This is a genomic window from Mesorhizobium sp. M1406 (assembly GCF_040317555.1).
Taxonomy (GTDB): domain Bacteria; phylum Pseudomonadota; class Alphaproteobacteria; order Rhizobiales; family Rhizobiaceae; genus Mesorhizobium.
This window is the reverse complement of sequence record NZ_JAMYKW010000003.1, coordinates 1-22,986: the sequence shown is the minus strand read 5'-3', so window position 1 is coordinate 22,986 and position 22,986 is coordinate 1. Positions and strand designations below refer to the sequence as shown.

The following is a 22,986-nucleotide window of genomic DNA, read 5'->3' as shown; positions in this document are numbered from 1 at the left end:
GATGCAGATTTCCACCACCGATGTCGCCATCGACATCATCGCCATGCACAAATGGTATGGCGAATTCCATGTGCTGAAGGACATCAATCTGAAAGTGATGCGCGGCGAGCGTATCGTCATCTGCGGCCCTTCGGGCTCCGGCAAATCGACGATGATCCGCTGCATCAACCGTCTGGAAGAGCACCAGAAGGGCAAGATCATCGTCGACGGCAAGGAACTGACCAACGATCTCAAGAAGATCGACGAGGTCCGCCGCGAGGTGGGCATGGTGTTCCAGCACTTCAACCTGTTCCCGCATCTGACCATCCTCGAGAACTGCACGCTGGCGCCGATCTGGGTGCGCAAGACGCCGAAGAAGCAGGCCGAGGAAATCGCCATGCATTTCCTCAAGCGCGTCAAGATCCCGGAACAGGCCCACAAATATCCCGGCCAGCTGTCGGGCGGCCAGCAGCAGCGCGTGGCGATCGCCCGCTCGCTGTGCATGAACCCGCGCATCATGCTGTTCGATGAGCCGACTTCGGCGCTCGACCCGGAAATGATCAAGGAGGTGCTGGAGACCATGGTTGGCCTTGCCGAAGAAGGCATGACCATGCTGTGCGTCACCCACGAGATGGGCTTTGCCCGCAAGGTCGCCAACCGCGTTATCTTCATGGATCAGGGCCAGATCGTCGAGCAGAACACGCCGGCCGAGTTCTTCGACCACCCGCGCCACGAGCGCACGAAGCTGTTCCTGTCGCAGATCCTGCACTGATTGTTTTTCCACAGACGGAAGAAGCCCGGCCGAAACCTTGGCCGGGCTTTTTTCGTATGGACCGCCAGGAGGTGGGCAGATGTGTTGCGCCGGACGCGTTTGCAGGGGCCGCCATTCATGAAAAGGCTGGGACGTTTTCTAGGTCTTCTGTTGATCGTCATTGCGCTCGCTGTGACGATGGGCGCTCTCGTGCCGCGCCCGCTGTGGCGGCCGGCCGTCGCGGCAGCACCCGCCAACACGCATCGCATCCTGGTGCTGAAGAACCCGATCCACACGGACATTGCCATTCCGGTCAACGATGCCGTGCGCCAGCGTTTCCATTTCCTGGCCGACGCCGGCATACCGGCGGATGCCCCTGAGGTCCGCTACATCGTCTTCGGCTGGGTCGGCCGCGCCTTCTATCTGGAGACGCCGACATGGTCTGAGTTGAAGGCAGTGCCGGTGATGAAGGCACTGACCCTCGACGCTTCGGTCATGCATGTCGATGTCTTCGGTGACATCGTCGAATCGCGCCCGGACGTCGCGAGGGTTCGACATCGGTGAGGATCGGTTCGCGGCGCTGCTCGATTTCATCGATGCGAGTTTCCAGCGGGGGCCGAAGGGTCCGATCCTTGTTTCGGACGCGGCCTATTCCAGGTTCGACGGCTTTTACGAAGCCAACGGCCATTTCAATGCACTGGTCGGCTGCAACACCTGGACGGCGGCCGCCTTGCGCACCGCCGGCCTGCGCACCGGCTGGTGGAATCCGCTGCCTGTATCGCTTGGCCTGTCGATGCGGCTGTATAATTAGCGGGGGCATTCCGCGAATTGGCAAGCGTCGCGTTCCTTCACACCCCCCTCTGTCCTGCCGGACATCTCCCCCGCAAGGGGGGAGATTGGCAGTTGCGACGCCTCACTTCATTTCGCGACGTCGGTGATTGGCGAAAGCAGGGGCGACAGCTGATCTCCCCCCTTGCGGGGGAGATGTCCGGCAGGACAGAGGGGGGTGCTGTCCCGCCGGCCTGTCAACGCCTGACAACAGCCTCCGGCTGCCAGCCGTAGAGCCAGTCCAAATCCGCCGCGAGCTTTTCCGGCGAGCGCATTTTCAGGAACAGATTTCGCGCGACAGCCACTGGACCCGCGGCATGCCAGGCAAGGCGGTTGATGGCGCCTCGGCGTGCGACCCTGGCGACGCGCGGCCGCCGCAGGTTCTCCCAGATTTGCAGGCTTCGTGCCGGATGGGCAGGGGAGTCGGCAATGATACCGGCAAGTGTCGCCGCATCCTCGATGGCCATGGCCGCGCCTTGCGCCGCGAACGGGGTCATCGCATGTGCGGCGTCGCCGATCAGTGCGATGCCGTCCGGCGTTGTCCAGGGTCGCTTCTGGTCGACCGTATGGAGCGGCCAGGTCAGCCACGGGCCAGCCACTTCCACCAGTCTTGCAAGGCCAGGCGCGGCGCCGCGCACCGCGCCTGCGAGGATGCCGGGATCGGCATGGCCGGACCAGCCTTCGGCAATGCGTTCGCCCTTGGTGAAGGCGACGAGATTGAATGCGTCACCCTTGCTGACGGGATAGGCGACCATATGGAAGCCCGGGTGCAGGAAGGTGGTGACGCAGTCCGGAGCGCCGATCGCCGCGAAAGCCTGCCCTGCGGCACTCTGCGCGGCAATGGTCGTGCGCCAGGCCAGTTCGCCGGAAAAGCGGCTTCTTGGCGAGGCCGACCCCTTGGCCGAATCGACAAGCCCGCCCACCGATGACCAGACGCCATCGGCGCCGACCAGCAGGAACCCCTCGGCCGTGATGGTCTTGCCGTCGATCTCGGCCGTCGCGGTGATGCCATGGGTGCCCGTGGCAACACTGTCGATGCGCGCGCCAGTGACGATCTCGATCTCGGCGATCTCGTTGGCACGCGCCATCAGTGCACTCTGCAGATCGGCCCTGTGGGCGACGAGATAGGGTGCTTGCCAGCGGGCCTCGGCGGCTTGTCCGAGCGGCACGCGTGCCAGTTCACGGAGGGTCGCGGCGTCCTTCAGCACTACGGCCTCGGGCCGCACTGCTGCCGGCAGCAGACGGTCGAGCACGCCAAGCTGGCGAAGGATGCGCGTCGCGTTGGGAGAAAGCTGGAGGCCCGCGCCGACCGCTTCCAGGCGCTGCGCCTGTTCGAACACCTGCACGGAATAGCCGCGTTTGGCGAAAGCAAGCGCTGCGGTCAACCCGGCGACGCCGGCCCCGGCGATGAGGACTTGCCGGGAACGTATGTCGTTCATCGAGCTTGTCGCGAAAGAATCAGGCAGCCTGGTCGATATAGATGCAGCCGGCCGGCAGCGTTTCCGTCGCCTTCAGCTTGGGCGAATAGCGGTAGAGCGTCGAGCAATAGGGGCAAACTTTTTCATTGTCGTCGCCCATATCGAGAAACACGTGCGGGTGATCGAATGGCGGGTTGGCGCCCGTGCACATGAATTCCTTGACGCCGATGTCGATAGCCGGGTAGCCCGCATCGTTCTGGAAATGGGGAATGGAACCGCCTGCCATCGTCGTCTCCTTAACGCAGTCTCTTCTGCATCTGGATCATAACAGGCCTCTTTGCAAGTTCGATGAAATGAAACTGTCGCAAAAGCCTGTCAGAGGATAAGTTAAGCCGGTTAACGCATGGCCGGAAAACCGACTTCGGTTTTCGGAACGGATCATGCGTGGCCTTGGAGTGGCAGAGCGTCCTTTGCGCGTCCTGAAGGGGACGCGCGGCACTCTGGCGGCAGACGGTGTGGAAGAGCGGGAATATGAACGAACTGAAGCCGGTGCAGAGCGAATTCACCAACGTCGAGGCGGCAAGTCCGGAAGGCGGCAATCCCGATCGTTTCGTCAATCGCGAGTTTTCCTGGCTGCAGTTCAACCGGCGCGTTCTCGAGGAATCGCTGAACCTCAATCATCCGCTGCTGGAGCGTGTCCGCTTCCTGTCGATCTCGGCCGCCAATCTCGACGAGTTCTTCATGGTGCGCGTCGCCGGCCTCGCCGGCCAGGTGCGCGAAGGCATCGTGCTGAAAAGTCCTGACGGGCGCACCCCCGAACAGCAGCTGGAACAGCTGCTGCGTGAGGTCGAGCGGCTGCAGGAAGACCAGCAGAAGAGCCTGTCAGCGCTCACCGTGCTGCTCAACAAGGAGGGCATCGAGACCATCACCCGCGACGCGCTCACCAAGGACGAGAAAATCTGGCTGGAAGACCATTTCCAGGAGCAGGTGTTTCCGGTGCTGACCCCGCTGTCGATCGACCCGGCGCACCCGTTCCCGTTCATCCCCAATCTCGGCTTCTCGATGGCGCTGCAATTGCGTCATCGCAAGAATGGCGAAGAGATGAGCGCGCTGCTGCGCCTGCCGGTGGCGCTCAAGCGCTTCATCCGTCTGCCGGACCGCAAACGCCATGTCCGCTTCATCCCGCTGGAAGAGGCGGTCGGCCTGTACATCGGCAAGCTCTTCCCTGGCTATGAGGTCAAGGGCTCAGGCACGTTCCGCATCATCCGCGACAGCGATATCGAGGTCGAGGAAGAGTCGGAAGATCTCGTGCGCCTGTTCGAGACGGCGCTGAAGCGGCGCCGCCGCGGCTCGGTCATCCGCATCGAATTCGACAGGCTGATGCCTGGCGAACTGCGCGATTTCGTCGCCGGCGAGCTTGGTGTCTCGTCGAGCCGCATCAGCGTGCTCACCGGTCCACTGGCGCTCAGCCAGATCTCCGAAATCGTCGCCGTTCCCCGCGACGATCTCAAATTCACGCCCTACAATCCGCGCTTTCCCGAACGTATTCGCGAGCATGGCGGCGACTGTTTCGCCGCCATCCGCGAGAAGGACATCGTCGTCCATCATCCCTATGAATCCTTCGATGTGGTGGTGCAGTTCCTGCGCCAGGCGATGGCCGACCCGGAAGTGGTGGCGATCAAGCAGACGCTTTACCGCACCTCCAATGACAGCCCGATCGTGCGCGCGCTGGTCGATGCGGCCGAGGCCGGCAAATCGGTCACGGCGCTGGTCGAGCTCAAGGCGCGCTTCGACGAGGAAGCCAACATCCGCTGGGCGCGCGACCTGGAGCGTGCCGGCGTGCAGGTCGTGTTCGGGTTTCTCGAACTGAAGACGCATGCGAAGATGTCGCTGGTGGTGCGGCGCGAGGACGGCAAATTGCGCAACTACGTGCACCTCGGCACCGGCAACTACCATCCGGTCACCGCGCGCATCTACACCGACCTGTCCTTCTTCACCACCGATCCGACGATTGCACGCGACGTCGCCCAGCTCTTCAATTTCATCACCGGCTATGCCGAGCCGACGGATGAAATGCGTCTGGCGATCTCGCCGTTCACACTGAGGAGCCGCATCCTGAAGCACATTGCCGATGAGATTGCCTATGCCGTGGACGGCAAGCCGGCGCGCATCTGGATGAAGATGAACGCGCTCGTCGACCCGATCGTCATCGACGCGCTCTATGATGCCAGCCGCGCCGGCGTCGAGATCGACCTTGTCGTGCGCGGCATCTGCTGCCTGCGGCCCCAGGTTTCGGGCCTTTCGGAAAACATTCGTGTAAAATCGATCGTCGGGCGGTTTCTCGAGCACAGCCGCATCTATTGCTTCGGCAATGGTCACGGCCTGCCATCGGACGGGGCGATCATCTACATCTCCTCGGCGGACCTCATGCCGCGCAATCTCGACCGCCGTGTCGAGACCATGGTGCCGATCACCAATCCAACTGTGCATGAACAGATCCTCGGCCAGATCATGCTTGGCAACATCATGGACAATCAGCAAAGTTTCGACGTATTGGCTGATGGAACCTCCCGGCGCGTGGTGCTGGAGGAGGGCGAGGAACCGTTCAACGCGCAGGAATATTTCATGACCAATCCGAGCCTGTCGGGACGGGGCGACGCGCTGAAGTCGCACGCGCCCAAGCGCATCGCGCAGTTCAAGCGACGCAAGAAGAACGCCGCAGCGTCCGGCTGATGCTGTCTAATTCCCAAGGCCGGTTGCAGGACCGTCGACCGCTGTCCATCATCGACATCGGATCGAATTCGATCCGTCTGGTCGTTTATGAGGGGCTGTCGCGCTCGCCGACCATGCTGTTCAACGAAAAGATGCTGGCCGGTCTCGGCCGAGGCATCGTTTCGACCGGCAAGCTCGACCCCGAGGCGGTGACGCGTTCGATGGAAGAGTTCCGCCGCTTTCGCGCGCTCTCCGACCAGGCCGGCGCCGAACAGATGTATGTGCTTGCCACCGCCGCCGCCCGCGAGGCTATCAACGGTCCCGATTTCATCCACCGCGCCGAAGATGTCCTCAAGACCGAGATCCGCGTGATCAGCGGCCGTCAGGAAGCCTATTATTCGGCGCTTGGCGTCATTTCCGGCTTCCATCCAGCCAATGGCATCGCCGGCGATCTGGGCGGCGGCAGCCTCGAACTGGTCGATGTCAACGGCGAAGCAATCGGTGACGGCATAACGCTGCCGCTGGGCGGCCTGCGCCTGCAGGACATGGCGAAAAACTCGCTGGCCCAGGCGGCCAAGATCGCGCGTGATGAACTCGCGAAGGCTAAGCTCTTGAAAGGCGGGCAGGGCAGGCCCTTCTACGCCGTCGGCGGCACCTGGCGAAATCTCGCCCGCCTGCACATGGAAATGACCAACTATCCGCTTGGCGTCATGCACCATTACGAGATATCAGCCGAAAGCGCGGCGAACTTCCTCAAGCAGGTGGCCAAGGCCGAGATCGAGAAGGTCAAGGGGATCGAAGGCGTTTCCAAGAACCGCCGTTCTCTGCTGCCTTATGGCGCCATCGTGCTGCAGGAGATCATGGCGGCGATGCAGCCGTCGAAGATCATCGTCTCGGCGCTCGGCGTGCGCGAAGGCTTTCTCTATTCGCTGCTCGACGAGGCCGAACAGAAGGCGGATCCATTGATTTCGGCCTCGGAGGAACTCGCCCGGCTGCGCTCCCGCTCCGTCACCCATGCGCATGAACTTGTCGACTGGACCGCCAGGACCTTTGCCGCCTTCGGCATCGACGAGACCGAGGACGAGGCGCGCTACCGCCACGCGGCCGCATTGCTTGCCGACATCGGCTGGCGCGCGCATCCAGAATATCGCGGCAAGCAATCGCTCAACATTATTGCCCACGCGTCCTTCTTCGGCGTCGACCACCCCGGTCGCGCCTTCCTGGCAATGGCCAACGCCTACCGTCACGACGGCATCTTCAACGAAGCCATCGCACCCGAAATCAAGGCGCTGGCTCCGCCGCGTTATCTGGAGCGCGCCCGCGTGCTCGCGGCGATGATGCGCGTCGTCTACCTGCTGACGGCGGCGATGCCGGGCATCATGCCCAGGCTGAAATGGGAACAGCGCGGCAACGGCGTGCTGGCGCTTGTCTTGCCGGCTTCGCTGGCCGACCTGTATGGCGAACGACCGGCCGGCCGCCTGGCGCAACTGGCAAGGATCACCAACCGCAGGCTGGTGCTGGCCGTCGAGGGCGGTCCGAGCGTGTCGGTGAAATAGGCGCTGCCTGATAGCAGGCCGTGTCTTATCTGACTCAAGCGGGTATTAGACCTGCCCGGTCGTGCTCACTCGTCGGCGGCCTCGCGTTTGTGGACCGGCTTCCCCCAATCCGTCGCTGCTTCGCAGCGCCACCTTCCCCCTTCGGAGGGAAAGGAAGGGAGCCTCGTTGGAACAGCGTTTGGCGGCAAAAGGCTCGCGCCCTTCCTCTACCCGTCGATCGGGGGAGAGATGGCTCGGCGAAGCCGAGACGGAGTGGGGGTCGATCAGCTCGGGCGCGTCTAAGCAAAGATATCAAATCGCGCCACGCCCGTCGACAGACCAAGCGCCGGCGCCGGCCATGGCAAGTGCCAGGAAGCCGCCCGATGTGGCGATATCCTTCATCAGCATCTGCTGGTGCAGGAAGGCGAGCATGGCGTCGCCGCTACCCTGGCCGTAATGGCCGATGAAACCGGCGACAATGCAGAAGGCTGCCAGCATCAGCGCCGCAATCCGGGTCTGGAAGCCGACCAGGATGAGCGATCCGGCGACGAGTTCGAACAGTCCCGTGCCCCAGGCGGCTAGCGTCGGCAGCGGCAGGCCGAGGCCGGCGAAATAGCCCGTCGTGCCGGCAATGTCGCTCAGCGCGTGAAAACCGGAAGGCACGAACAGGGCGGCGAGCAGCAGCCGGGAAAGCAGAAGCAGCGCGTTGCGGGGCATGTTCACCTCCGTTGTCGGTCGAGCCGGGCGATTACAGCCAAGCCGGGATCGTAGCAGGAATCAAACCGGCTGAGACGTCTGCACCGACAACGAAAAAGCGGCGCGGAAAATTCCGCGCCGCTTTCATTTCGAGGCTTGAGGTTCAGCCGCGCTTGGCGTCGATGGAGTAGGCACCGGCGCCCGATGAAGCCAGCAGCAGGAAGCCGCCAGTGATGGCGAGGTTCTTGAGGAACTGGATCATCTGCATCTGGTCGGCCCAGCCGGTGTGGGCGACCAGGCCGGTAGCGACCGTGAAAACCGCGAGCACCCAGGCCGCGGCCCGGGTCTGGAAGCCGACGAGGATGGCGAGACCACCGAGAAGCTCGATCAAGCCGACGATGATAGCCGTTACGGTCGGCAAGGGCAGGCCGAGGCTGCCGAAATAGCCGGCCGTGCCGGCGATGGCGGTGAGCTTGCCGAAACCTGAAAGCAGGAAGATGGCCGCAAGCAGGACGCGGCCGAGGAGGATGGTGGTTGAGGCATTGGAAGCGCCGGAACCGGCGGCTGAAGTGTTGATGGACATGGTGGCTCTCTCCGGAAAAGGGTTGATACCGGTGAGATAGAGCACGCGGACTGTTCACCAAAGCCGTCAGATTGGTGACACATTGTTCACAGCGCTTACATTTTCGTGATCGGACGACCTGCGCAAAATTCGCCTCGGTCAGGGTGCGACGGGAGGAAATTCTCCCCTCGCGAACTGTCCTACCCCGGATGCGTCATGTCCTCCGGCCGCACAAGCCGGTCATAGTCGGCTTCGCTGACAAGCCCGGTCGCGAGCGCTTCCTCGCGCAGCGTGGTGCCCTTCTTGTGCGCGGTCTTGGCGATCTTTGCCGCATTGTCGTAGCCGATGGTCGGCGCCAGCGCCGTCACCAGCATCAGCGAGCGGTCGAGTGCCGCCTTGATGTTGTCTTCCCGCGCCTCGATGCCGACGACGCAATTGTCGGTGAAGGAAACCGAAGCGTCGGCGAGCAGCTGCACCGACTGCAGGAAATTGTAGGCCATCAGCGGGTTATAGACATTGAGCTCGAAATGGCCCTGGCTGCCGGCGAAGGTGAGGGCTGCATTGTTGCCGAACACCTGAACGCAGACCTGCGTCATCGCCTCGCACTGGGTCGGATTGACCTTGCCCGGCATGATCGACGAGCCCGGTTCGTTTTCCGGCAGCGACAGCTCGCCGAGGCCCGAACGCGGACCGGAACCGAGGAAGCGGATGTCGTTGGCGATCTTGAACAGCGCGGCCGCCGCCGCGTTGATGGCGCCGTGCGAGAACACCATGGAATCATGGGCCGCCAGCGCCTCGAACTTGTTCGGCGCGGTGACGAAGGCGATGCCGGTGATTGCGGCGATGCGATCCGCCACCCTTTCGGCGAAGCCGACCGGCGCGTTGAGGCCGGTGCCGACGGCGGTGCCGCCCTGCGCCAGTTCCTGCAGGCCGGGCAGCGTCAGCTCGATGCGCTTGATCGACGAAGCGACCTGCGCCGCGTAGCCCGAAAATTCCTGGCCAAGCGTGAGGGGTGTGGCATCCTGCGTGTGCGTGCGGCCGATCTTGATGATGTGGGCGAAGGCCCTGGTCTTGGCTTCGAGCGCCTTGTGCAGATGTCTCAGGGCCGGCAGCAGGTCGTGCACGATGCGTTCGGCGCAGGCGATGTGCATCGCCGTCGGATAGGTGTCGTTCGACGACTGGCTCATATTGACGTGGTCGTTGGGATGCACCGGCTTCTTCGAGCCCATGACGCCGCCCAGCATCTCGATCGCCCGGTTGGAGATCACCTCGTTGGCGTTCATGTTGGACTGCGTGCCAGAGCCGGTCTGCCAGACCACCAGCGGGAAATGGTCGTTGAGCTTGCCGTCGATGACCTCTTGCGCTGCCTCGACAATCGTCTTGCCGATCGAAGGATCAAGCCGCTTCAGCTCCATGTTGGCCTCGGCCGCCGCCCGCTTGACGATACCCAGCGCGCGCACGATCGACGCCGGCTGCTTTTCCCAGCCTATCTTGAAGTTGCCAAGGGAACGCTGCGCCTGCGCGCCCCAATAACGGTCGGCGGCGACTTCGATCGGGCCGAACGTATCGGTCTCGGTTCTGGTCTTTGCAGCGGTCACGGGTCTCTCCTTGTCGAAGTCGGCAACGGCGTATCGCGTTGCACAAACGGCTTCAAGCGGAGATTGCTGACCGCAGGGATGCAAATCGGTTGAAGGTGATCTCCCCCCTCGAGGGGGAGATGTCGCCGAAGGCGATAGAGGGGGGTCGGTTCGACCGCGCGCGGCCTCCTATCGCCGACGGAGGAGGCTGGTGCTTCACGCGCGGGGACCCCTCTGGCCTGCCGGCCATCTCCCCCTCAAGGGTCCCTCAAGGGGGAGAAAAGCAGCTCACCCCGCCGTATACCCACCGTCGATGGAGAAGATACCACCGCTGGTCCAGGCCGCCTCGTCGCTTGCCAGATAGACCGCGATGCCGGCCAGATCGTCGGGGCGGCCGATTCTGCCGAGCGGATAGCTGCGCTCGACATAGGCCTTCAGTTCCGCCTTCGCCTCGGCCGGCAAATTGTCGACTGTCTTGCGTCGCATGGCTGTGTCCACCGTACCGGGCGCGATGGCGTTGACGCGGATGTTGCGCGGCCCAAGTTCGAAGGCCAGCGATTTGGTCAGCGAGTTCAACGCGCCTTTCGACAGGGAATAGAGGCTCGACGGTCGCTTCGGGATCATCTTGTTGGCGAAGTAGGACGAGATGTTGATCACCGATGCGCCGGCTGGCAGATGCGGCAGCAGGCCCTGGGTGAGGAAGAACACCGCCCCCACATTGAGCGCGAAGGATTGCTGGAACTGCTCTTCGCTGACAGTTTCGAAGGGCACCAGGAAAGCCACCCCGGCATTGTTGACGAGGGTATCGACAGGCCGGCCGGATTTTTTCACATGCTCGACGATGGCCGCGATGCCGGCCGAGGTGGCGAGGTCGGCCGGCAGCGTCTCGACGCTGCCGCCGAGGCGGTTGCGGGCGGCGTCGAGCTTTTTGGTGTCACGGCCGACGATCAGGACGTCCGCTCCCTCGCGCGAAAAGGCCTCGGCGATCGCCAGGCCGATACCGTCCGACCCGCCTGTGACCAGCGCGCGCTTGTTGTGAAGTCTCATTGGACTCTCCGAGGCAGCTTTGGCACGTCGAGAGAGCACCGTATAGTGGCGGCCGCGGTCAAGCCGTTAGCCTATCCCACGGTATGAACTTCGACCGCTGGCGACCGGCAGGCCAGCCGGACCGGTTTACGCGCCGACGGTCGCAAGCTCCCGCAGGGCCAGCCGCCCGGCGACATAATTCTTGACCTGGCGGACCGCCTGTTCGCGCGAGACGCTGCCCGGCTGCAGGCCGAGCCGCAGCCAAAGCCCGTCGATCAGCGCGGTGACGCCAAGCGCGATGTCGTCGGCATCCGTGGGCGAGGCGAGGCCGCGCAGGCCGGACAGCAGGTTCGAGCGCATGCGCGCGTGGATCACCCTCTGGATGCGGGCCATCTTCTCGTCGCGCGGCACCTCGGCGCAGAGCGAAAGCCAGGCATGACAGAGAGGAGGCTGGAACAGATGCTGCTCGAAATTGCCTTCGATCACCGCATCCAGGCGCTCCATCGGCGTATTCGCCCGGCGAAGCCGCGCGATCACCGCCTGGCACAGGACGGCGTTGGCCTCGCGCATCGCATGCTCGAACAATTCCTGCTTGTTGCGGAAATAGTGCAGCACGATCCCCTTGGAGGCTCCGGCCTGGGCCGCCACCTTTTCCAGGGTGGCACCGGCAATGCCTTCGCTCTCCAGCACCGCGAAGGCGGCCTGCCGCAGCTCCTTGCGGCGTATCTCACTGAGACGCTTGAGTTTCACGGGTTAGGTCCATGCATTGAGAATCCACGTTGACATTTTCGCCCGCTCAGATCAAGAATTGACCCATGGGACAATAAAAAGACTAATTGGTCAATTTGATGACAATGAGGAGAACCGAAATGTTCCGCATCCTTGCAAATGGCGTCTGTCTTGCCGTTTTGGCGTTGGCCTCTCCTGCGGCCCAGGCGGCCGAGGCCGAACAGTGCAGGACGGTCCGCATGGCCGAGCCCGGCTGGAACGACCTTGCCTTCACCACGGGGGTAGCCAATGTCCTGCTGGAGGCGCTCGGCTATCAGCCGCAAAGCCAGGTTCTTGGCATCAACGTCATCTATGAAGGCATGAAGAACAGGGATCTCGACCTGTTCCTGGGTTACTGGGATCCGGCCATGGTCACCTATTATGAGCCCTACAAGAAGGACGGTTCAGTCGAGAATGTGCGCGTCAACCTGGAAGGCGCCAAATACACATTCGCCGTGCCGACCTATGTCTGGGACGCAGGCGTCAAGGACATCTCCGACCTGCACAAGTTCGCCGACAAGTTCGGCAAGAAAATGTACGGCATCGAGCCCGGCTCCAATCAATTGATGATGGACGCCATCGCCGATCCGGCCTTTGGCCTGGACGGCTGGCAAGTGGTCGAGTCGAGCGAAGCCGGCATGCTCTCCGAGGTCGGTTATGAGATCAAGGAAAAGCAGTTCATCGTCTTCCAGGGCTGGGCGCCGCACCCGATGAACACGATGTACGATTTCAAATATCTGACCGGCGGCGACAAGTTCTTCGGCCCGAACTTCGGCGCCGCGACGGTGACGACGCAGGTGCGCAAGGGCTATCCGCAGCAATGCCCGAACGTCGCGCAATTCCTCGGGAATCTCGTCTTCGACATCGATTTCGAGAATGTCGGCATGGGCTATCTGATCAATGACGGCATGAAGCCTGAGGACGGGGCGCTGAAGGCGATCACGCTCAACAAGAACCGCCTCGATGCCTGGCTCGCCGGCGTCACCACATTCGACGGCAAGCCCGGCCTCGCCGCCGTCAAGGAAAAGCTCGGCCTGTGAGGCCGGCGGTGCCGGATGCCTTGCCGGAACAGGACGCCTGGGCCGGCCACAAGCAATTCGTCACTGTCGGCGATCTTGACATCGCCTATGTCGAGATATCAGGCACCGAGCCGGCGCTGCTGTTGGTGCACGGCTTCACCGACACCAGCCGCGGCTTTTCGCTTCTTGCGCCGCATCTGGCCGGCCGCCGGCTGATCATGCCGGATCTGCGCGGCCATGGCGCCTCGCAAGCGGGCAAGAGCTGGGGCATCGCCGATTTCGCCGACGATATTGCCGGACTGATCCAGAGTTTACGGCTCGACCGGCCGGTCGTCGTCGGCCATTCGCTGGGCGCCATGGTGGCTATCGCATTGGCTGGGCGACACAAGGACCTCATCGGCGGGCTGGTGGTCCTTGCCGGCACGTTGAAGCCCGATTTCGCGCCGGATCATCCGCTGGTCGCCGGCGTCCAGGCCTTGCGCGACCCGATATCGCCGGCCGATCCGTTCTATGCCTGGTGGCATGCCTGCCGGCCCGGCGTGCCCCCGGCCTTTCTCGCCGGCCTGGCGCAAGACGCCTCGGCGATGCCATCAGCGCGCTGGCGCGCGATTCTTGAGGAAATCCGCCGCGCCGATCTGACTGATGCGGCGCGGGCCGTGCGGGCCCGGACCCTGATCGTCGCCGGTGCGTGCGACCCGCTGTTCGGCGAGGTGCACCAGCAGGCATTGCTGCGCGCGCTCCCAGAAGCCGCCTTCGTCCGGGCCGAGACCTGCGGCCACAACCCGCATTGGGAAGATCCAGCCCTTGTCGCGAACGCCATCATCGAAGCGTTTGAAGCCTAGGATTTCAGCCCGACCAGCGATCGCGATGTGGGCGACAGCCGCAATGTCTCCGTTGGTTTGGTCAGGCCGAGCTGTGCGGCCTGCCATGCCGGCGAGGCAGCGAGGGCGGCTCTGTGGCGGGCATGCGCCTCGGCGCTGGCAAAACCCATGACGGACATGAAGATGTTTTCATCAGCCCGTACCGGCAGGCGCGGAAAACTGTTTTCGGCATGCTCCGAGACGAAGGCGGCGAGCAGGCGTGCGCCTTGTGCCGTCATCAGCGGCGCTATTTCGGCCCCGAAGCGCTCGGCGAAATCAACCTCTGTGCCGGGCCGTAGATGATGAATCTGGATGACAACGATGCCGGTCGGCGGCTTGTTTCGAATTGGCTTTTCATCGGTGACCAGACTTGGCCGCCGCGCGCCCGATAGGTCGAAGCCGGCGCCCGGCCACGCGGGCTTGAGCAGCAGCACGTCGTCGGAATCGATCATTGTCGCGTTGGCCGCGTGGCTGTGCGCCGCCCAGACCGGACCGCCATAGAAAGCTGCGAGAGCATTCTTCCGCGCGTCCATGCCATCGAAGCCGCGCATCCAGACGAACATGTCCGGGCGATCGAGATCCCGGAACTGGCCGATGATGGTCATGCCGGCGTCCTCCTGGCCCTCGATCAGCCTGCCGTCGAAGATGTCGATGAGCGTATCGCGCCGGCCGGGCTTCAGCGTGTACTGCCTCAATTCGACGACAGGCGAGGCGAGCACCGCGGGCTTCGGGTCGGCATTCACTGGCATGCTCATCCAACTCTCCTCAAAAACAGGGTGATCATCCTGTTTATAAACAGACCGGTTGTCCTGTTTTGTCAATATGCTAGAGTTCGGCGATGTCAGCAGAGATGACCGTTCGATCAAAACCACGCCCGCGAAAACGCATCAACGACCCTGACGGCATGCGCAAGAAAGTGCTCGATGTCGCCGAAGTCGCGTTCCAGGCGCGCGGCTATCACGCCTCCAGCCTCGGCGATCTGATGGCGGCGGCGGGCGTCAGCGGCGGCGCGCTGCATCACCATTTCCCGACCAAGAAGGCGCTGGCGCTGGCGGTGATCGAGGAGCGTGTGGCGGCAGCGGTCGAACAGACATGGATCGCGCCGGTGCTGGCGGCTGCGTCGGTGCGCGAAGGCGTGCGCGCGGTGTTCGAGGCCGTGGCGGCGGAACTGGAGCAGCAGGGTTTCGTGCGCGGCTGCCCGCTCAACAATTTGGCGCACGAACTGTCGCTTGCCGATCCCGATTTCCGGATTGCCCTTGCCGGTATTTTTGCGCGGTGGAGGCGGGCGATTTCCGACAAAATGCGAGCCGATCAGCAGGCGGGAAGGGATGAGGGCACGGATCCCGAGCGCTTCGCCGCGCTTGCGGTCGCCGCCTATTCCGGGGCGATGTCGATGGCCAAGACGGCACAGGATGCGAGCGTGCTGCGGGATTGCTTGGCGGGACTGGAGCGGAGCGCGCTGTCGTCATCGCAGGGCGGACTGGCAGCCAGGCGACGCCGCAGGGTGCTGCTGCGACCGAGAACCGTTTGATGTCGCAGCGACAGGGAGATATCAACGCGCCGCTTTGACTTGGCGCTCCGGCTCTAGCTACCGCGCCAGTGGCTTGATCGTCCTATAGCCGATGGATGGCGGCAAGGAGAGGCGCTGGACGGCCGGCCGCTCTCCATGCTGAAATTCAGCCCATGATGAATAGCCGTTCGCCTGGATTGTTTTCTCGTCGCAGCTTTTTGGCGCAGGCCGTGGGTCTTGCCGCGGCCGGCGCTTTGTCGCGCCGGCATTCAGCCAGACCGGCCAGCGCGTCCAGTCCATCGACGCCACTTTCCTGTTCATCGCCGATGTCCATGCCTGCCGCATGGCGAGCGGCTTGAGCCCCAACTGCCTGCAGGAAGGCAAGACCGACGCCGCCCTGCTGCGCAACGTGACTGTGCTCAACGGTCTCGTCGACAAGGACTGGCCGGCCGAGATCAACGGCGTCGCCACCGGCCTGCGCTCGGCGGGCGGCCGCATCGGCACGCCGCTCGGCCTCGTCGTCGGCGGCGACATCACCGACGATGGCGGTGGTCAAATCACCCAGCCGAGCGAGGGCACCCAACTGCTCCAGTTCAGCCAGCGCTACCAGCAGGGCGTCGGCCCTGATCGCGTGCATATGCCCGTCTACGTCGGGCTCGGCAACCATGATCTCGACCAGAACGGGCCGCCGCGCCATGTCGATTGGTACCGGCGCGAATTGCGCGATTATGTCGAGGTCAATCATCGCGCCGGCGTGTTCTTCAAGCCGCCGGTGCCGGCCACCGACTATGATATCGATACCGACTGCTATTCCTGGGACTGGGGCGGCCTGCATCTGATCCAAACGCATCGATTTGCCGGCGACACCGGCCACGGTGCCGAGAGCAGCCTGCCATGGCTGAAGCAGGATCTGGCGACCTATGCGGCGGACGGTCGTCCGGTCATCCTGTTCCAGCACTATGGGTGGGACACTTTCTCGATAGAACGCTGGGATGCCGCCAAAAGGCGCTACGACGATGACGGCGCTGGCGCGCCGCATTGGTGGAGCGAGGCCGACCGGCAGGCGCTGCTGGCGGCGCTCAAGGGCTACAATATCGTCGGCATTTTCCATGGCCACCAGCACGACACGCCGCTGATCTATCGCAGGGATGGGCTCGATCTGTTCAAGCCGAAGGCTGCCCTTATGGGAGGTTTCGCGCTGGCCAGGGTGACCAGCGACGGCATGGACGTGGTGCTGGGCGAGGCGACCGATGATCATGGCGAGGTCGCCTTCACCAATGCTTTCAGCAAGGGCTGGAGCACATGAAAAAGGCGGCCTTCGCGACCGCCTTTCCCCAATAAGAGAGCGTTCTCGATGTCGGATCAGAGCGCCTTCCTGGCCTTGTCCTTCACGTCGCCATAGGCCTTCTGCACCTTGCCGGCGATCTTGTCGGCCGTGCCTTCAGCCTGGGTCTGCCTGTTGCCGGTTGCCTTGCCGGCGGCTTCCTTGACCGAGCCCTTGACCTGCTTGGCCACGCCCGCGACCTGATCCTTGTTCACCATTTTACGCATCTCCTGGGAGTTTCGAATTCGGAGGAATTCATCCGCGGGAGGCTAACGAGCCGGCGTCGGTTAGGTTCCAGGCGTCGCCCGGGCAGCAGATCAGGTCGCGCAGCCGCTTCCCTGCGGCAAGGCCGGCGGGCTAGGCAGGATGTTGATCGCGTTGCGAGCACACCCCATGGATTAGGGCCTCGGTGGACACAAGGTGAAATCCCTGCTTCCATTGGGACGCAAGGGAGGGTGCAGAATGACTAAATATCGGGTGAAAACGCAGACGTGCCTCGACGCTCAGGGCGTCAGAGGAGCATGGATGTTTGTACTGGCCCCGCTAATACAGTTGGCCAGCTGGCGATGGATACCAAATCCTGCCATCAGCAACATTGTGATGATCGTCAGGGGTGCCGCGTTTTTATTCGGTTTTGTTCTCTTGCTCACCGGCCGCGACCAGCACAGCACCGTGGACGATCATTTCGACGAGCGTCGCTGAGGTGATCGGCGATGGGTCTATGGAATTGGCTATTCGGGACCACCGCCAACGAACTGCACGTCAATGGACCCGACCTATCAGATATCGTTGTCCCAATCAGTGATGACGACGGAATTGTTGCCACAAAGTATCAACTTGAAGCGTTGGAGCGCTTGGGATGCGGTAAGGCAATGCCCGGCATTACTTTTAGACAGGCGGGAGCCATCCTATCCGCACGCACCTATTCCAAATTCCTGCTCGATGACCTTCTCTCGCGTACTGGCGTTAGACACCCAAAACGCCCGCAATATCTGGCTATCCAAGCGAACATCATAGCCTTTATTGTCCGCGACCCTAGAGCCCGCATCGCCGTTTGCGCATGGAGCGATCGCAACTTCGACGAAAGAAAAGAGGATCCTCCGCCACGCAACATCCATTGGCAACAGACGGTGGCGTTCATCGGCCCAGTCATAGCGAAACTGAAAACCCGATGAACGCAATCGAGGCATGGCGGCGGCGGCAAACACCGATACCAAATCAATCAGAAGCGATCCGGCTGATTTTGTAGAACTGCTGTGAACACGCGCCGACCAAAAGATTCCGGGTGATCGTGCGTGCGGGGGAGAAAAATGGCTGAATTCACGCTCTTCATCGGCAACAAATGCTTCTCCTCGTGGTCGCTGCGGCCATGGGTGGCGATGAGGCATCTGGAGATCCCGTTCGAGGAGGGTTTCGTGCGGCTGCGCACGGCGGAGACCTTTGCCAATCTGGCGAAAGTGTCGCCGACCGGCCAGGTGCCCGTCTTGAATCACAATGGCAAAATCATCTGGGAAACCCTTGCCATCCTTGAATACCTGGCTGACCTGTTTCCCGAGAAAAAACTCTGGCCGGCCGACATCGACGCCCGCGCGCTGGCGCGCTCGGTGGCGACCGAGATGCATTCCGGTTTTCGCGAGGTCCGCTATGGCTGGCCGATGAATTTGCGCAGGCCGAAGGGCCACAAGCCGCTCGACGCCGAGGGCGAACTACAGCGCGAGCGCATAGAGACGATCTGGCGCGAGTGCCGGGAACAATACGGCAAGGGCGGTCCCTTCCTGTTCGGCCATTTCACCGCGGCCGACGCCATGTATGCGCCGGTCGTCACCCGCTTCGACACCTATGGCGGCACGCTTGCGCCGGATACGCGAGACTATGTCGACGCCGTTCTTGCCACCCCGGCGATGCGCCATTGGTATGCGGAAGCGGCAAAGGAGACATGGCCGGAACCCGGCCCGGACGAATGAGCTTCTTCCCTGGTCTGGTTGCCGGAGTGTGTTTCGAAGACTAGGAGACTGTCGCATCCGCGTGATGTCGCCGGCAAGGTCCGGCTGGAAGCCGCGGCTCGGCGCCGCCGGGGAGGATGCCGGTCAGCCGGTTCTCCATACAAGAACGCCCCTCGCACGTTTTATTGTACGGGAGGCGTCCTGTGTGTCAGCGTCCCTGAGATCGCTCTCTGAAACTGCTGACACTCTTAAATGCACGGGCGCGAAATTGGTTCCCCGAAGGCTGCTATTTTTTGAGGGAACAGGGGGCGCCTTGGTTTCAGTGCCGGATCCGCGGGCGAATGGACCCTTGCCAGACAGCGTTTGCATCGAATCTTGGTGAGAGGAAAACCAGAAATTGACACGACCCCAAAAGAAGTCTACAAGCACCTCGTCGATATTTGTTTGACTGACTTTTGTTATCCGCGCTTTCGAGCGCGCCTTTGACGAACTTCCCACATCAAAAATCGGGACAAACGACGTTGTGCATCCGCATGGCGTCGAACGAATATTTGCCATGGAAAGGGTTCGTCATGAGCACCGGCACAGTTAAATGGTTCAACGCCACCAAAGGTTTTGGTTTTATTCAGCCTGACGACGGCTCTGCCGACGTTTTTGTCCACATCTCGGCCGTAGAGCGCGCCGGTATGCGCGACATCGTCGAGGGCCAGAAGCTCGGCTACGAGATGGTCCGCGACAACAAGTCGGGCAAGATGTCCGCCGACCAGTTGAAGGCGGCCTGAAAAAAGAATTCAGCTCTCCCGGTGACCACGGATGTACTGGCACCGGTGAGTAGCGAATTCGGGCGCATGGCCGCGGAGACCTGAGTTTCCACGGCATGTCATGCGCATGAGAAGGGCGTTCCGTGCATCCCCCGTGCATCCTTTTGGATGTCACTTGGTTGCGCGGCGCTCTCATGAAGGTCAGGCGGTGCCTGGCCTTTTTCATTTTGCGCGTCTTGCCGCCGAAAATGCGCTGCGCGCCGGCCTGGACGTGCTAAGGGACGCTCCAGCAATTTGAATCCGCTGCCGTATTGCTTCGTGCATGGTCCTGATCGAAGAACCGGTCTCGCTCCATCGGCACAGGCTCCTGACAGGAGAAAGATTTTGACCGCTCATTCGAAGACAGTCGAACAGGCCGTGTCCTTGTTCAGCAAGACGCAAACCCAGTCGATGTCGCTCAACCGCATCAATTCCGAGCGCGATGCCGTCAGCGAGGCGCGGGAAGCCAAGACCGCGCGCCTGCGCGAATTGCGCCTGGAGAAGGAGGCTGATGAGATGGCAGCGGCCGCGGCGCTCGCCGCTTTGCCGAAACGGGCCGGAAGACGCTGATGGCTACCAAGCGCGTGCCTCCGAAACTGATCGCCGCCGACTCGACCATCGCCGACGTGGTCGAAGGCCTCAACAAGCCGGTCGAATATGTGCGCCGGGTGCTGGAAAAGCTGGAGCGCTGCAAACGCGCCCATGGCGATGCCCAGGTGCGGCTCGGTGTGCGCGGTCGCGCCGAATGCCCGAACTACCTGATCGAATATGTCCGCGAAGACGCCAAGACCCATGAGCGCGTGACCCATCAGGACGCCGCCTACAGCGGCAGCACGCATCGCGAGCTGGCAGTGCACCACATCGCGGAAGTCAGAAACTGGTCGCCCGAGGAAATGAACATCACGGCGGTTTCGGCGCTGATCGGCCGCCTGCGCAATCCACGCGCACCATCATCGCGCTTCGTCGACGAGGACTGACATGGCCATAAAATTCTCCACCAAGGACCAGCCGGCAGCCCCGGCCGCCGCCGCGAAGCCGGCCAAGCCGGTTGCCGCGCCGAAAGGCGATGGGGCCGCCGAGACCGCGACCGATCTCTTCAAGTCGCCGGCGGATTCACCCAAGGGCAAGACAAAGAAGAAATAGCGCCTTGCCGCAAGACGCCGATCGAAATCCTGCCGCGCCGGGGCTGTCTGCCCTGGTGGCCGCCGCAAGCCTTTTGTCGTCGCAACCCGGCACCGCTGCTCCCTTCGACTGCCAGAGCTGCGGCGCCTGCTGTTCCTATTCGGCCGAGTGGCCGCGCTTTTCCACCGAGGACGACGCACAGCTCGACCGCATCCCGGAAAAATATGTAGCGGCCAATCTGTCCGGCATGCGCTGCGAGGGCGTGCGCTGCTCGGCGCTGTGCGGCGAGATCGGCAAGTCGACCGCTTGCGGCATCTATGAACTCCGCCCCGATGTCTGCCGCGCCTGCATGCCTGGCGACGACGATTGCCTGATGGCGCGCCGGGCGCACGGATTGCAGGTGTAGCTGCCAATCTCCCCCACATTGGCAGGGCAATCGCATGTGGATTCTTGCGAAGACGACCCCCACCCTAGCCCTCCCCACAAGGAGGAGGGAATGCTGCCGCGCGCTCTTCGCCAATTCCTTTGGCGTCCAAACGTCGGCAGTTTGCCGATGTTAGCGCCTACGGAAGTCTCCCTCCCCCTTGTGGGGAGGGGTTAGGGGTGGGGGTACTCGTAGAGCGAGGCCTCGGCCTCCCATAAGCGATTGCCCTACCCATAAGAGGGAGATCACATTCTCTCCCCGTCTTGTGCGCCACTGTCCGGCCCGATACCCTCCGCGCCGGGCAGGGCAGCGGAGGAAACCATCGTGAGCATCGAATTTCTATTGACGTCGCTGATCGTCGTGGCGTCGCCCGGCACCGGGGTTCTCTACACGCTGAGCGCCGGCCTGTCGCGCGGCGCGCGGGCCTCGATCATCGCCGCCTTCGGCTGCACGCTCGGCATCATCCCGCATATGGCCGCCGCCATCACCGGCCTTGCGGCGCTGCTGCACACCAGCGCGATCGCCTTCGAGACGCTGAAATATCTCGGCGTCGCCTATCTGCTCTACATGGCCTGGAACACGCTGAAGGAAAAGGGTGGCCTGAGCGTCGAACAGGATGTGACGCCGCGCTCCGCATGCAAGGTGATTGCCACCGGCATCCTCGTCAACGTGCTCAATCCGAAACTGTCGATCTTCTTCTTCGCCTTCCTGCCGCAATTCGTCAGCACCACCGAGCCCAACGCGTTGTCGAGGATGCTGGAGCTCAGCTCCGTCTTCATGCTTTTGACCTTCGTGGTTTTCGTCGGCTACGGCATCTTCGCCGCTTCGATCCGCAGCCATGTCGTGTCGCGGCCAATGGTGCTGACCTGGATGCGCCGAACCTTCGCCGGCGCCTTCGTCATGCTCGGCGCAAAGCTGGCGCTGGCCGACCGGTAGAAACCGGTCAGGGATCGGCTGGCGCTACCCCTCGACGATGCGGCCGCCCGCGACGCGCATCGAATTGACGCCGCGCAGCGAGTTGCCGTCCGCCATGCGGTAGCGCCAGCGGATCGTCGCCCGGTCGCCAGCGACGAAGGTCTCTTCGAGGTCGAAGCGCGTGCCGAGTCCGTCGCGATCGCCGATCACAATTCGACACAGGCGGCCTTGCCGGCGTGGCGGGCACCGTCCGGCGCCAGCGTGGTGTTCTCGATCACGCAGTCTTCCGCCACCAGTCCGTCTAGCGGCGACGGGTCGTGGCGCTGAAACACGTCGTTGAAGCGACGCATGATCTCGGCCGTTTCGGCGGAGCGCCGAGCCGTTAGGCAACGCGCGATGCCGCCGTCTGACGACTGACAGAGGCGCGGCGACCGAGGTCGCCCCAAACAAAAAGGGCGGCATCTCTGCCGCCCTTTCCGTAGCTGAAAGCTGATGGAAGCGTGGATTAGAAATCCATACCACCACTCAAGCCCGCTTGCGGGCTTGAGCAACTTGGATTCATGGGCGTGCTTTATGGACTTCTTAGAAGTCCATGCCGCCCATGCCGCCCATGCCGCCGCCGCCCATGCCGCCAGGCATGCCGCCGCCAGCCGACTCCTTCTTCGGAGCCTCCGCGATCATGGCTTCGGTGGTGACCAGCAGGCCGGCGACCGAGGCCGCGTCCTGGAGAGCGGTACGAACGACCTTGACCGGATCGACGATACCCATGGCGATCATGTCGCCATATTCGCCGGTCTGGGCGTTGTAGCCGAAGGTCGCGCCCTTGTTCTCAAGGATCTTGCCGGCAACGATCGATGCTTCCGCACCAGCGTTGGCCGCGATCTGGCGGGCCGGAGCCTGCAGCGCACGACGAACGATGTTGATGCCGGCGGCCTGGTCGGCATTGACGCCGGTGGCCTTGATGTTGGCCGAAGCGCGCAGCAGGGCTACGCCACCACCAGCAACGATGCCTTCTTCGACGGCCGCGCGGGTCGCGTTGAGGGCGTCATCGACGCGGTCCTTCTTTTCCTTGACTTCGACTTCCGTCGCACCGCCGACGCGGATCACCGCAACGCCGCCCGCGAGCTTCGCGAGACGTTCCTGCAGCTTCTCCTTGTCGTAGTCCGAAGTGGTCTCTTCGATCTGCTGCTTGATCTGGGCAACGCGGCCCTGGATCT

General features: G+C 62.9%; 29 protein-coding genes and 1 pseudogene. 17 read left to right on the top strand and 13 right to left on the bottom strand.

All coding sequences use genetic code 11. From position 1 onward, the window contains the following. Position 1: 1 nt before the first annotated feature. Together NKH03_RS04055 and NKH03_RS04050 are read left to right on the top strand one after the other, a co-directional pair. Complete coding sequence (locus NKH03_RS04055; protein ID WP_031260969.1) at positions 2 to 751, top strand: amino acid ABC transporter ATP-binding protein; 750 nt, start codon at positions 2 to 4, stop codon at positions 749 to 751. 117 nt (positions 752 to 868) lie between these two features. Next, a pseudogene (locus NKH03_RS04050) lies at positions 869 to 1,541 on the top strand (TIGR02117 family protein). A gap of 214 nt (positions 1,542 to 1,755) precedes the next feature. On the opposite strand, the gene NKH03_RS04045 reads toward NKH03_RS04050, so the two are convergent. Next, positions 1,756 to 2,997, bottom strand: coding sequence for an FAD-dependent monooxygenase (locus tag NKH03_RS04045; RefSeq protein ID WP_352967233.1), 1,242 nt, complete (start codon positions 2,995 to 2,997; stop codon positions 1,756 to 1,758). Positions 2,998 to 3,016: 19 nt separating this feature from the next. Then, positions 3,017 to 3,262, bottom strand: coding sequence for a zinc-finger domain-containing protein (locus NKH03_RS04040; RefSeq protein WP_023761953.1), 246 nt, complete (start codon positions 3,260 to 3,262; stop codon positions 3,017 to 3,019). 245 nt (positions 3,263 to 3,507) lie between these two features. Here NKH03_RS04040 and NKH03_RS04035 point away from each other — a divergent pair, with 245 nt between their 5' ends. Together NKH03_RS04035 and ppx are read left to right on the top strand one after the other, a co-directional pair. Continuing rightward, positions 3,508 to 5,709 (top strand): RNA degradosome polyphosphate kinase, encoded by a 2,202-nt coding sequence (locus tag NKH03_RS04035; protein ID WP_352967232.1) that lies wholly within the window; start codon positions 3,508 to 3,510, stop codon positions 5,707 to 5,709. Next, on the top strand, positions 5,709 to 7,244 hold the full coding sequence (gene ppx, locus NKH03_RS04030; RefSeq protein WP_352967230.1) for an exopolyphosphatase: 1,536 nt from the start codon (positions 5,709 to 5,711) through the stop codon (positions 7,242 to 7,244). The genes NKH03_RS04035 and ppx overlap by 1 nt, the downstream gene beginning before the upstream one ends. Positions 7,245 to 7,535: 291 nt before the next feature. Here ppx and NKH03_RS04025 read toward each other — a convergent pair whose 3' ends face one another. The 5 genes from NKH03_RS04025 to betI form a co-directional block, all read right to left on the bottom strand. Next, the gene (locus tag NKH03_RS04025; protein WP_352967229.1) at positions 7,536 to 7,940 is read right to left on the bottom strand and encodes a DoxX family protein; all 405 of its coding nucleotides are present in this window, start codon (positions 7,938 to 7,940) and stop codon (positions 7,536 to 7,538) included. Positions 7,941 to 8,082: 142 nt separating this feature from the next. Then, entirely contained in the window at positions 8,083 to 8,502 is a 420-nt protein-coding gene (locus NKH03_RS04020; protein ID WP_352873920.1) for a DoxX family protein, read from the bottom strand. 179 nt (positions 8,503 to 8,681) lie between these two features. Then, on the bottom strand, positions 8,682 to 10,079 hold the full coding sequence (gene fumC, locus NKH03_RS04015) for a class II fumarate hydratase (protein WP_352967227.1): 1,398 nt from the start codon (positions 10,077 to 10,079) through the stop codon (positions 8,682 to 8,684). Between the two features lie 267 nt (positions 10,080 to 10,346). Further along, positions 10,347 to 11,105, bottom strand: coding sequence for an SDR family NAD(P)-dependent oxidoreductase (locus tag NKH03_RS04010; protein ID WP_352967226.1), 759 nt, complete (start codon positions 11,103 to 11,105; stop codon positions 10,347 to 10,349). Between the two features lie 126 nt (positions 11,106 to 11,231). Then, positions 11,232 to 11,834, bottom strand: a complete 603-nt coding sequence (betI, locus tag NKH03_RS04005) for a choline-binding transcriptional repressor BetI (RefSeq protein ID WP_352967224.1) — start codon at positions 11,832 to 11,834, stop codon at positions 11,232 to 11,234. Between the two features lie 119 nt (positions 11,835 to 11,953). On the opposite strand from betI, the gene choX reads away from it, so the two are divergent. Together choX and NKH03_RS03995 are read left to right on the top strand one after the other, a co-directional pair. Continuing rightward, positions 11,954 to 12,892: a choline ABC transporter substrate-binding protein gene (gene choX, locus NKH03_RS04000; RefSeq protein ID WP_352967222.1), complete on the top strand. Its 939-nt coding sequence runs from the start codon at positions 11,954 to 11,956 to the stop codon at positions 12,890 to 12,892. Beyond that, the gene (locus NKH03_RS03995; protein WP_352967221.1) at positions 12,889 to 13,713 is read left to right on the top strand and encodes an alpha/beta fold hydrolase; all 825 of its coding nucleotides are present in this window, start codon (positions 12,889 to 12,891) and stop codon (positions 13,711 to 13,713) included. Before choX ends, NKH03_RS03995 begins: the two co-directional genes overlap by 4 nt. On the opposite strand, the gene NKH03_RS03990 is transcribed toward NKH03_RS03995, so the two are convergent. Continuing rightward, a complete protein-coding gene (locus NKH03_RS03990; RefSeq protein WP_352967220.1) occupies positions 13,710 to 14,486 on the bottom strand; it encodes an NIPSNAP family protein in 777 nt (258 codons plus the stop codon). The genes NKH03_RS03995 and NKH03_RS03990 overlap by 4 nt on opposite strands. 95 nt (positions 14,487 to 14,581) lie before the next feature. Between NKH03_RS03990 and NKH03_RS03985 the strand changes: the two genes are divergently transcribed. Beyond that, positions 14,582 to 15,262 (top strand): TetR/AcrR family transcriptional regulator, encoded by a 681-nt coding sequence (locus NKH03_RS03985; RefSeq protein WP_352967218.1) that lies wholly within the window; start codon positions 14,582 to 14,584, stop codon positions 15,260 to 15,262. 145 nt (positions 15,263 to 15,407) lie between these two features. Here NKH03_RS03985 and NKH03_RS34995 read toward each other — a convergent pair whose 3' ends face one another. Then, the gene (locus tag NKH03_RS34995; RefSeq protein ID WP_502913482.1) at positions 15,408 to 15,575 is read right to left on the bottom strand and encodes a hypothetical protein; all 168 of its coding nucleotides are present in this window, start codon (positions 15,573 to 15,575) and stop codon (positions 15,408 to 15,410) included. Positions 15,576 to 15,596: 21 nt separating this feature from the next. On the opposite strand from NKH03_RS34995, the gene NKH03_RS03980 reads away from it, so the two are divergent. Next, entirely contained in the window at positions 15,597 to 16,547 is a 951-nt protein-coding gene (locus tag NKH03_RS03980; protein WP_502913481.1) for a metallophosphoesterase, read from the top strand. A 56-nt stretch (positions 16,548 to 16,603) separates the two neighbouring features. Here the strand turns inward: NKH03_RS03980 and NKH03_RS03975 are convergent, their stop codons facing one another. Continuing rightward, positions 16,604 to 16,792: a CsbD family protein gene (locus NKH03_RS03975; protein ID WP_352967216.1), complete on the bottom strand. Its 189-nt coding sequence runs from the start codon at positions 16,790 to 16,792 to the stop codon at positions 16,604 to 16,606. Positions 16,793 to 17,090: 298 nt separating this feature from the next. On the opposite strand from NKH03_RS03975, the gene NKH03_RS03970 reads away from it, so the two are divergent. From NKH03_RS03970 to NKH03_RS03930, 9 genes are all read left to right on the top strand, one after another. Continuing rightward, positions 17,091 to 17,267, top strand: coding sequence for a hypothetical protein (locus tag NKH03_RS03970; RefSeq protein ID WP_352967215.1), 177 nt, complete (start codon positions 17,091 to 17,093; stop codon positions 17,265 to 17,267). An 11-nt stretch (positions 17,268 to 17,278) separates the two neighbouring features. Further along, complete coding sequence (locus NKH03_RS03965; protein ID WP_352967214.1) at positions 17,279 to 17,740, top strand: hypothetical protein; 462 nt, start codon at positions 17,279 to 17,281, stop codon at positions 17,738 to 17,740. A gap of 135 nt (positions 17,741 to 17,875) precedes the next feature. Further along, the gene (locus tag NKH03_RS03960; RefSeq protein ID WP_352967213.1) at positions 17,876 to 18,529 is read left to right on the top strand and encodes a glutathione S-transferase family protein; all 654 of its coding nucleotides are present in this window, start codon (positions 17,876 to 17,878) and stop codon (positions 18,527 to 18,529) included. Positions 18,530 to 19,080: 551 nt separating this feature from the next. Further along, positions 19,081 to 19,290, top strand: a complete 210-nt coding sequence (locus NKH03_RS03955; RefSeq protein ID WP_010915421.1) for a cold-shock protein — start codon at positions 19,081 to 19,083, stop codon at positions 19,288 to 19,290. A 363-nt stretch (positions 19,291 to 19,653) separates the two neighbouring features. Then, a complete protein-coding gene (locus NKH03_RS03950) occupies positions 19,654 to 19,878 on the top strand; it encodes a hypothetical protein (RefSeq protein ID WP_352873859.1) in 225 nt (74 codons plus the stop codon). Then, a complete protein-coding gene (locus tag NKH03_RS03945) occupies positions 19,878 to 20,285 on the top strand; it encodes a hypothetical protein (protein WP_056593642.1) in 408 nt (135 codons plus the stop codon). The genes NKH03_RS03950 and NKH03_RS03945 overlap by 1 nt, the downstream gene beginning before the upstream one ends. 1 nt (position 20,286) lies before the next feature. Further along, the gene (locus NKH03_RS03940; RefSeq protein WP_352873860.1) at positions 20,287 to 20,451 is read left to right on the top strand and encodes a hypothetical protein; all 165 of its coding nucleotides are present in this window, start codon (positions 20,287 to 20,289) and stop codon (positions 20,449 to 20,451) included. A 4-nt stretch (positions 20,452 to 20,455) separates the two neighbouring features. Then, positions 20,456 to 20,836: a YkgJ family cysteine cluster protein gene (locus NKH03_RS03935; protein ID WP_352967212.1), complete on the top strand. Its 381-nt coding sequence runs from the start codon at positions 20,456 to 20,458 to the stop codon at positions 20,834 to 20,836. Positions 20,837 to 21,178: 342 nt separating this feature from the next. Further along, positions 21,179 to 21,790 (top strand): LysE family translocator, encoded by a 612-nt coding sequence (locus NKH03_RS03930; protein ID WP_352967211.1) that lies wholly within the window; start codon positions 21,179 to 21,181, stop codon positions 21,788 to 21,790. Positions 21,791 to 21,814: 24 nt separating this feature from the next. Here the strand turns inward: NKH03_RS03930 and NKH03_RS34990 are convergent, their stop codons facing one another. The 3 genes from NKH03_RS34990 to NKH03_RS03920 form a co-directional block, all read right to left on the bottom strand. Next, positions 21,815 to 21,979: a nuclear transport factor 2 family protein gene (locus NKH03_RS34990; protein WP_502913480.1), complete on the bottom strand. Its 165-nt coding sequence runs from the start codon at positions 21,977 to 21,979 to the stop codon at positions 21,815 to 21,817. Continuing rightward, positions 21,976 to 22,119: a nuclear transport factor 2 family protein gene (locus NKH03_RS34985; protein ID WP_502913479.1), complete on the bottom strand. Its 144-nt coding sequence runs from the start codon at positions 22,117 to 22,119 to the stop codon at positions 21,976 to 21,978. Before NKH03_RS34985 ends, NKH03_RS34990 begins: the two co-directional genes overlap by 4 nt. 232 nt (positions 22,120 to 22,351) lie before the next feature. Continuing rightward, a partial coding sequence (locus NKH03_RS03920) for a TCP-1/cpn60 chaperonin family protein (RefSeq protein ID WP_352967210.1) occupies positions 22,352 to 22,986 on the bottom strand: 635 nt, incomplete at its 5' end.

Excerpts from the sequence above, each read along its gene's own strand:
- NKH03_RS03960 (WP_352967213.1), top strand. The coding sequence starts at position 17,876 with ATGGCTGAATTCACGCTCTTCATCGGCAACAAATGCTTCTCCTCGTGG.
- NKH03_RS04040 (WP_023761953.1), bottom strand. The coding sequence starts at position 3,262 with ATGGCAGGCGGTTCCATTCCCCATTTCCAGAACGATGCGGGCTACCCG.
- NKH03_RS03975 (WP_352967216.1), bottom strand. The coding sequence starts at position 16,792 with ATGCGTAAAATGGTGAACAAGGATCAGGTCGCGGGCGTGGCCAAGCAG.
- NKH03_RS04020 (WP_352873920.1), bottom strand. The coding sequence starts at position 8,502 with ATGTCCATCAACACTTCAGCCGCCGGTTCCGGCGCTTCCAATGCCTCA.
- NKH03_RS03955 (WP_010915421.1), top strand. The coding sequence starts at position 19,081 with ATGAGCACCGGCACAGTTAAATGGTTCAACGCCACCAAAGGTTTTGGT.
- NKH03_RS04045 (WP_352967233.1), bottom strand. The coding sequence starts at position 2,997 with ATGAACGACATACGTTCCCGGCAAGTCCTCATCGCCGGGGCCGGCGTC.
- NKH03_RS04035 (WP_352967232.1), top strand. The coding sequence starts at position 3,508 with ATGAACGAACTGAAGCCGGTGCAGAGCGAATTCACCAACGTCGAGGCG.
- ppx (WP_352967230.1), top strand. The coding sequence starts at position 5,709 with ATGCTGTCTAATTCCCAAGGCCGGTTGCAGGACCGTCGACCGCTGTCC.
- NKH03_RS03965 (WP_352967214.1), top strand. The coding sequence starts at position 17,279 with ATGGGTCTATGGAATTGGCTATTCGGGACCACCGCCAACGAACTGCAC.
- NKH03_RS34995 (WP_502913482.1), bottom strand. The coding sequence starts at position 15,575 with ATGGACATCGGCGATGAACAGGAAAGTGGCGTCGATGGACTGGACGCG.
- NKH03_RS03970 (WP_352967215.1), top strand. The coding sequence starts at position 17,091 with ATGTTTGTACTGGCCCCGCTAATACAGTTGGCCAGCTGGCGATGGATA.
- NKH03_RS04055 (WP_031260969.1), top strand. The coding sequence starts at position 2 with ATGCAGATTTCCACCACCGATGTCGCCATCGACATCATCGCCATGCAC.
- NKH03_RS34985 (WP_502913479.1), bottom strand. The coding sequence starts at position 22,119 with ATGCGTCGCTTCAACGACGTGTTTCAGCGCCACGACCCGTCGCCGCTA.
- NKH03_RS04025 (WP_352967229.1), bottom strand. The coding sequence starts at position 7,940 with ATGCCCCGCAACGCGCTGCTTCTGCTTTCCCGGCTGCTGCTCGCCGCC.
- NKH03_RS03940 (WP_352873860.1), top strand. The coding sequence starts at position 20,287 with ATGGCCATAAAATTCTCCACCAAGGACCAGCCGGCAGCCCCGGCCGCC.
- NKH03_RS03990 (WP_352967220.1), bottom strand. The coding sequence starts at position 14,486 with ATGAGCATGCCAGTGAATGCCGACCCGAAGCCCGCGGTGCTCGCCTCG.
- choX (WP_352967222.1), top strand. The coding sequence starts at position 11,954 with ATGTTCCGCATCCTTGCAAATGGCGTCTGTCTTGCCGTTTTGGCGTTG.
- NKH03_RS04010 (WP_352967226.1), bottom strand. The coding sequence starts at position 11,105 with ATGAGACTTCACAACAAGCGCGCGCTGGTCACAGGCGGGTCGGACGGT.
- NKH03_RS03985 (WP_352967218.1), top strand. The coding sequence starts at position 14,582 with ATGACCGTTCGATCAAAACCACGCCCGCGAAAACGCATCAACGACCCT.
- NKH03_RS03945 (WP_056593642.1), top strand. The coding sequence starts at position 19,878 with ATGGCTACCAAGCGCGTGCCTCCGAAACTGATCGCCGCCGACTCGACC.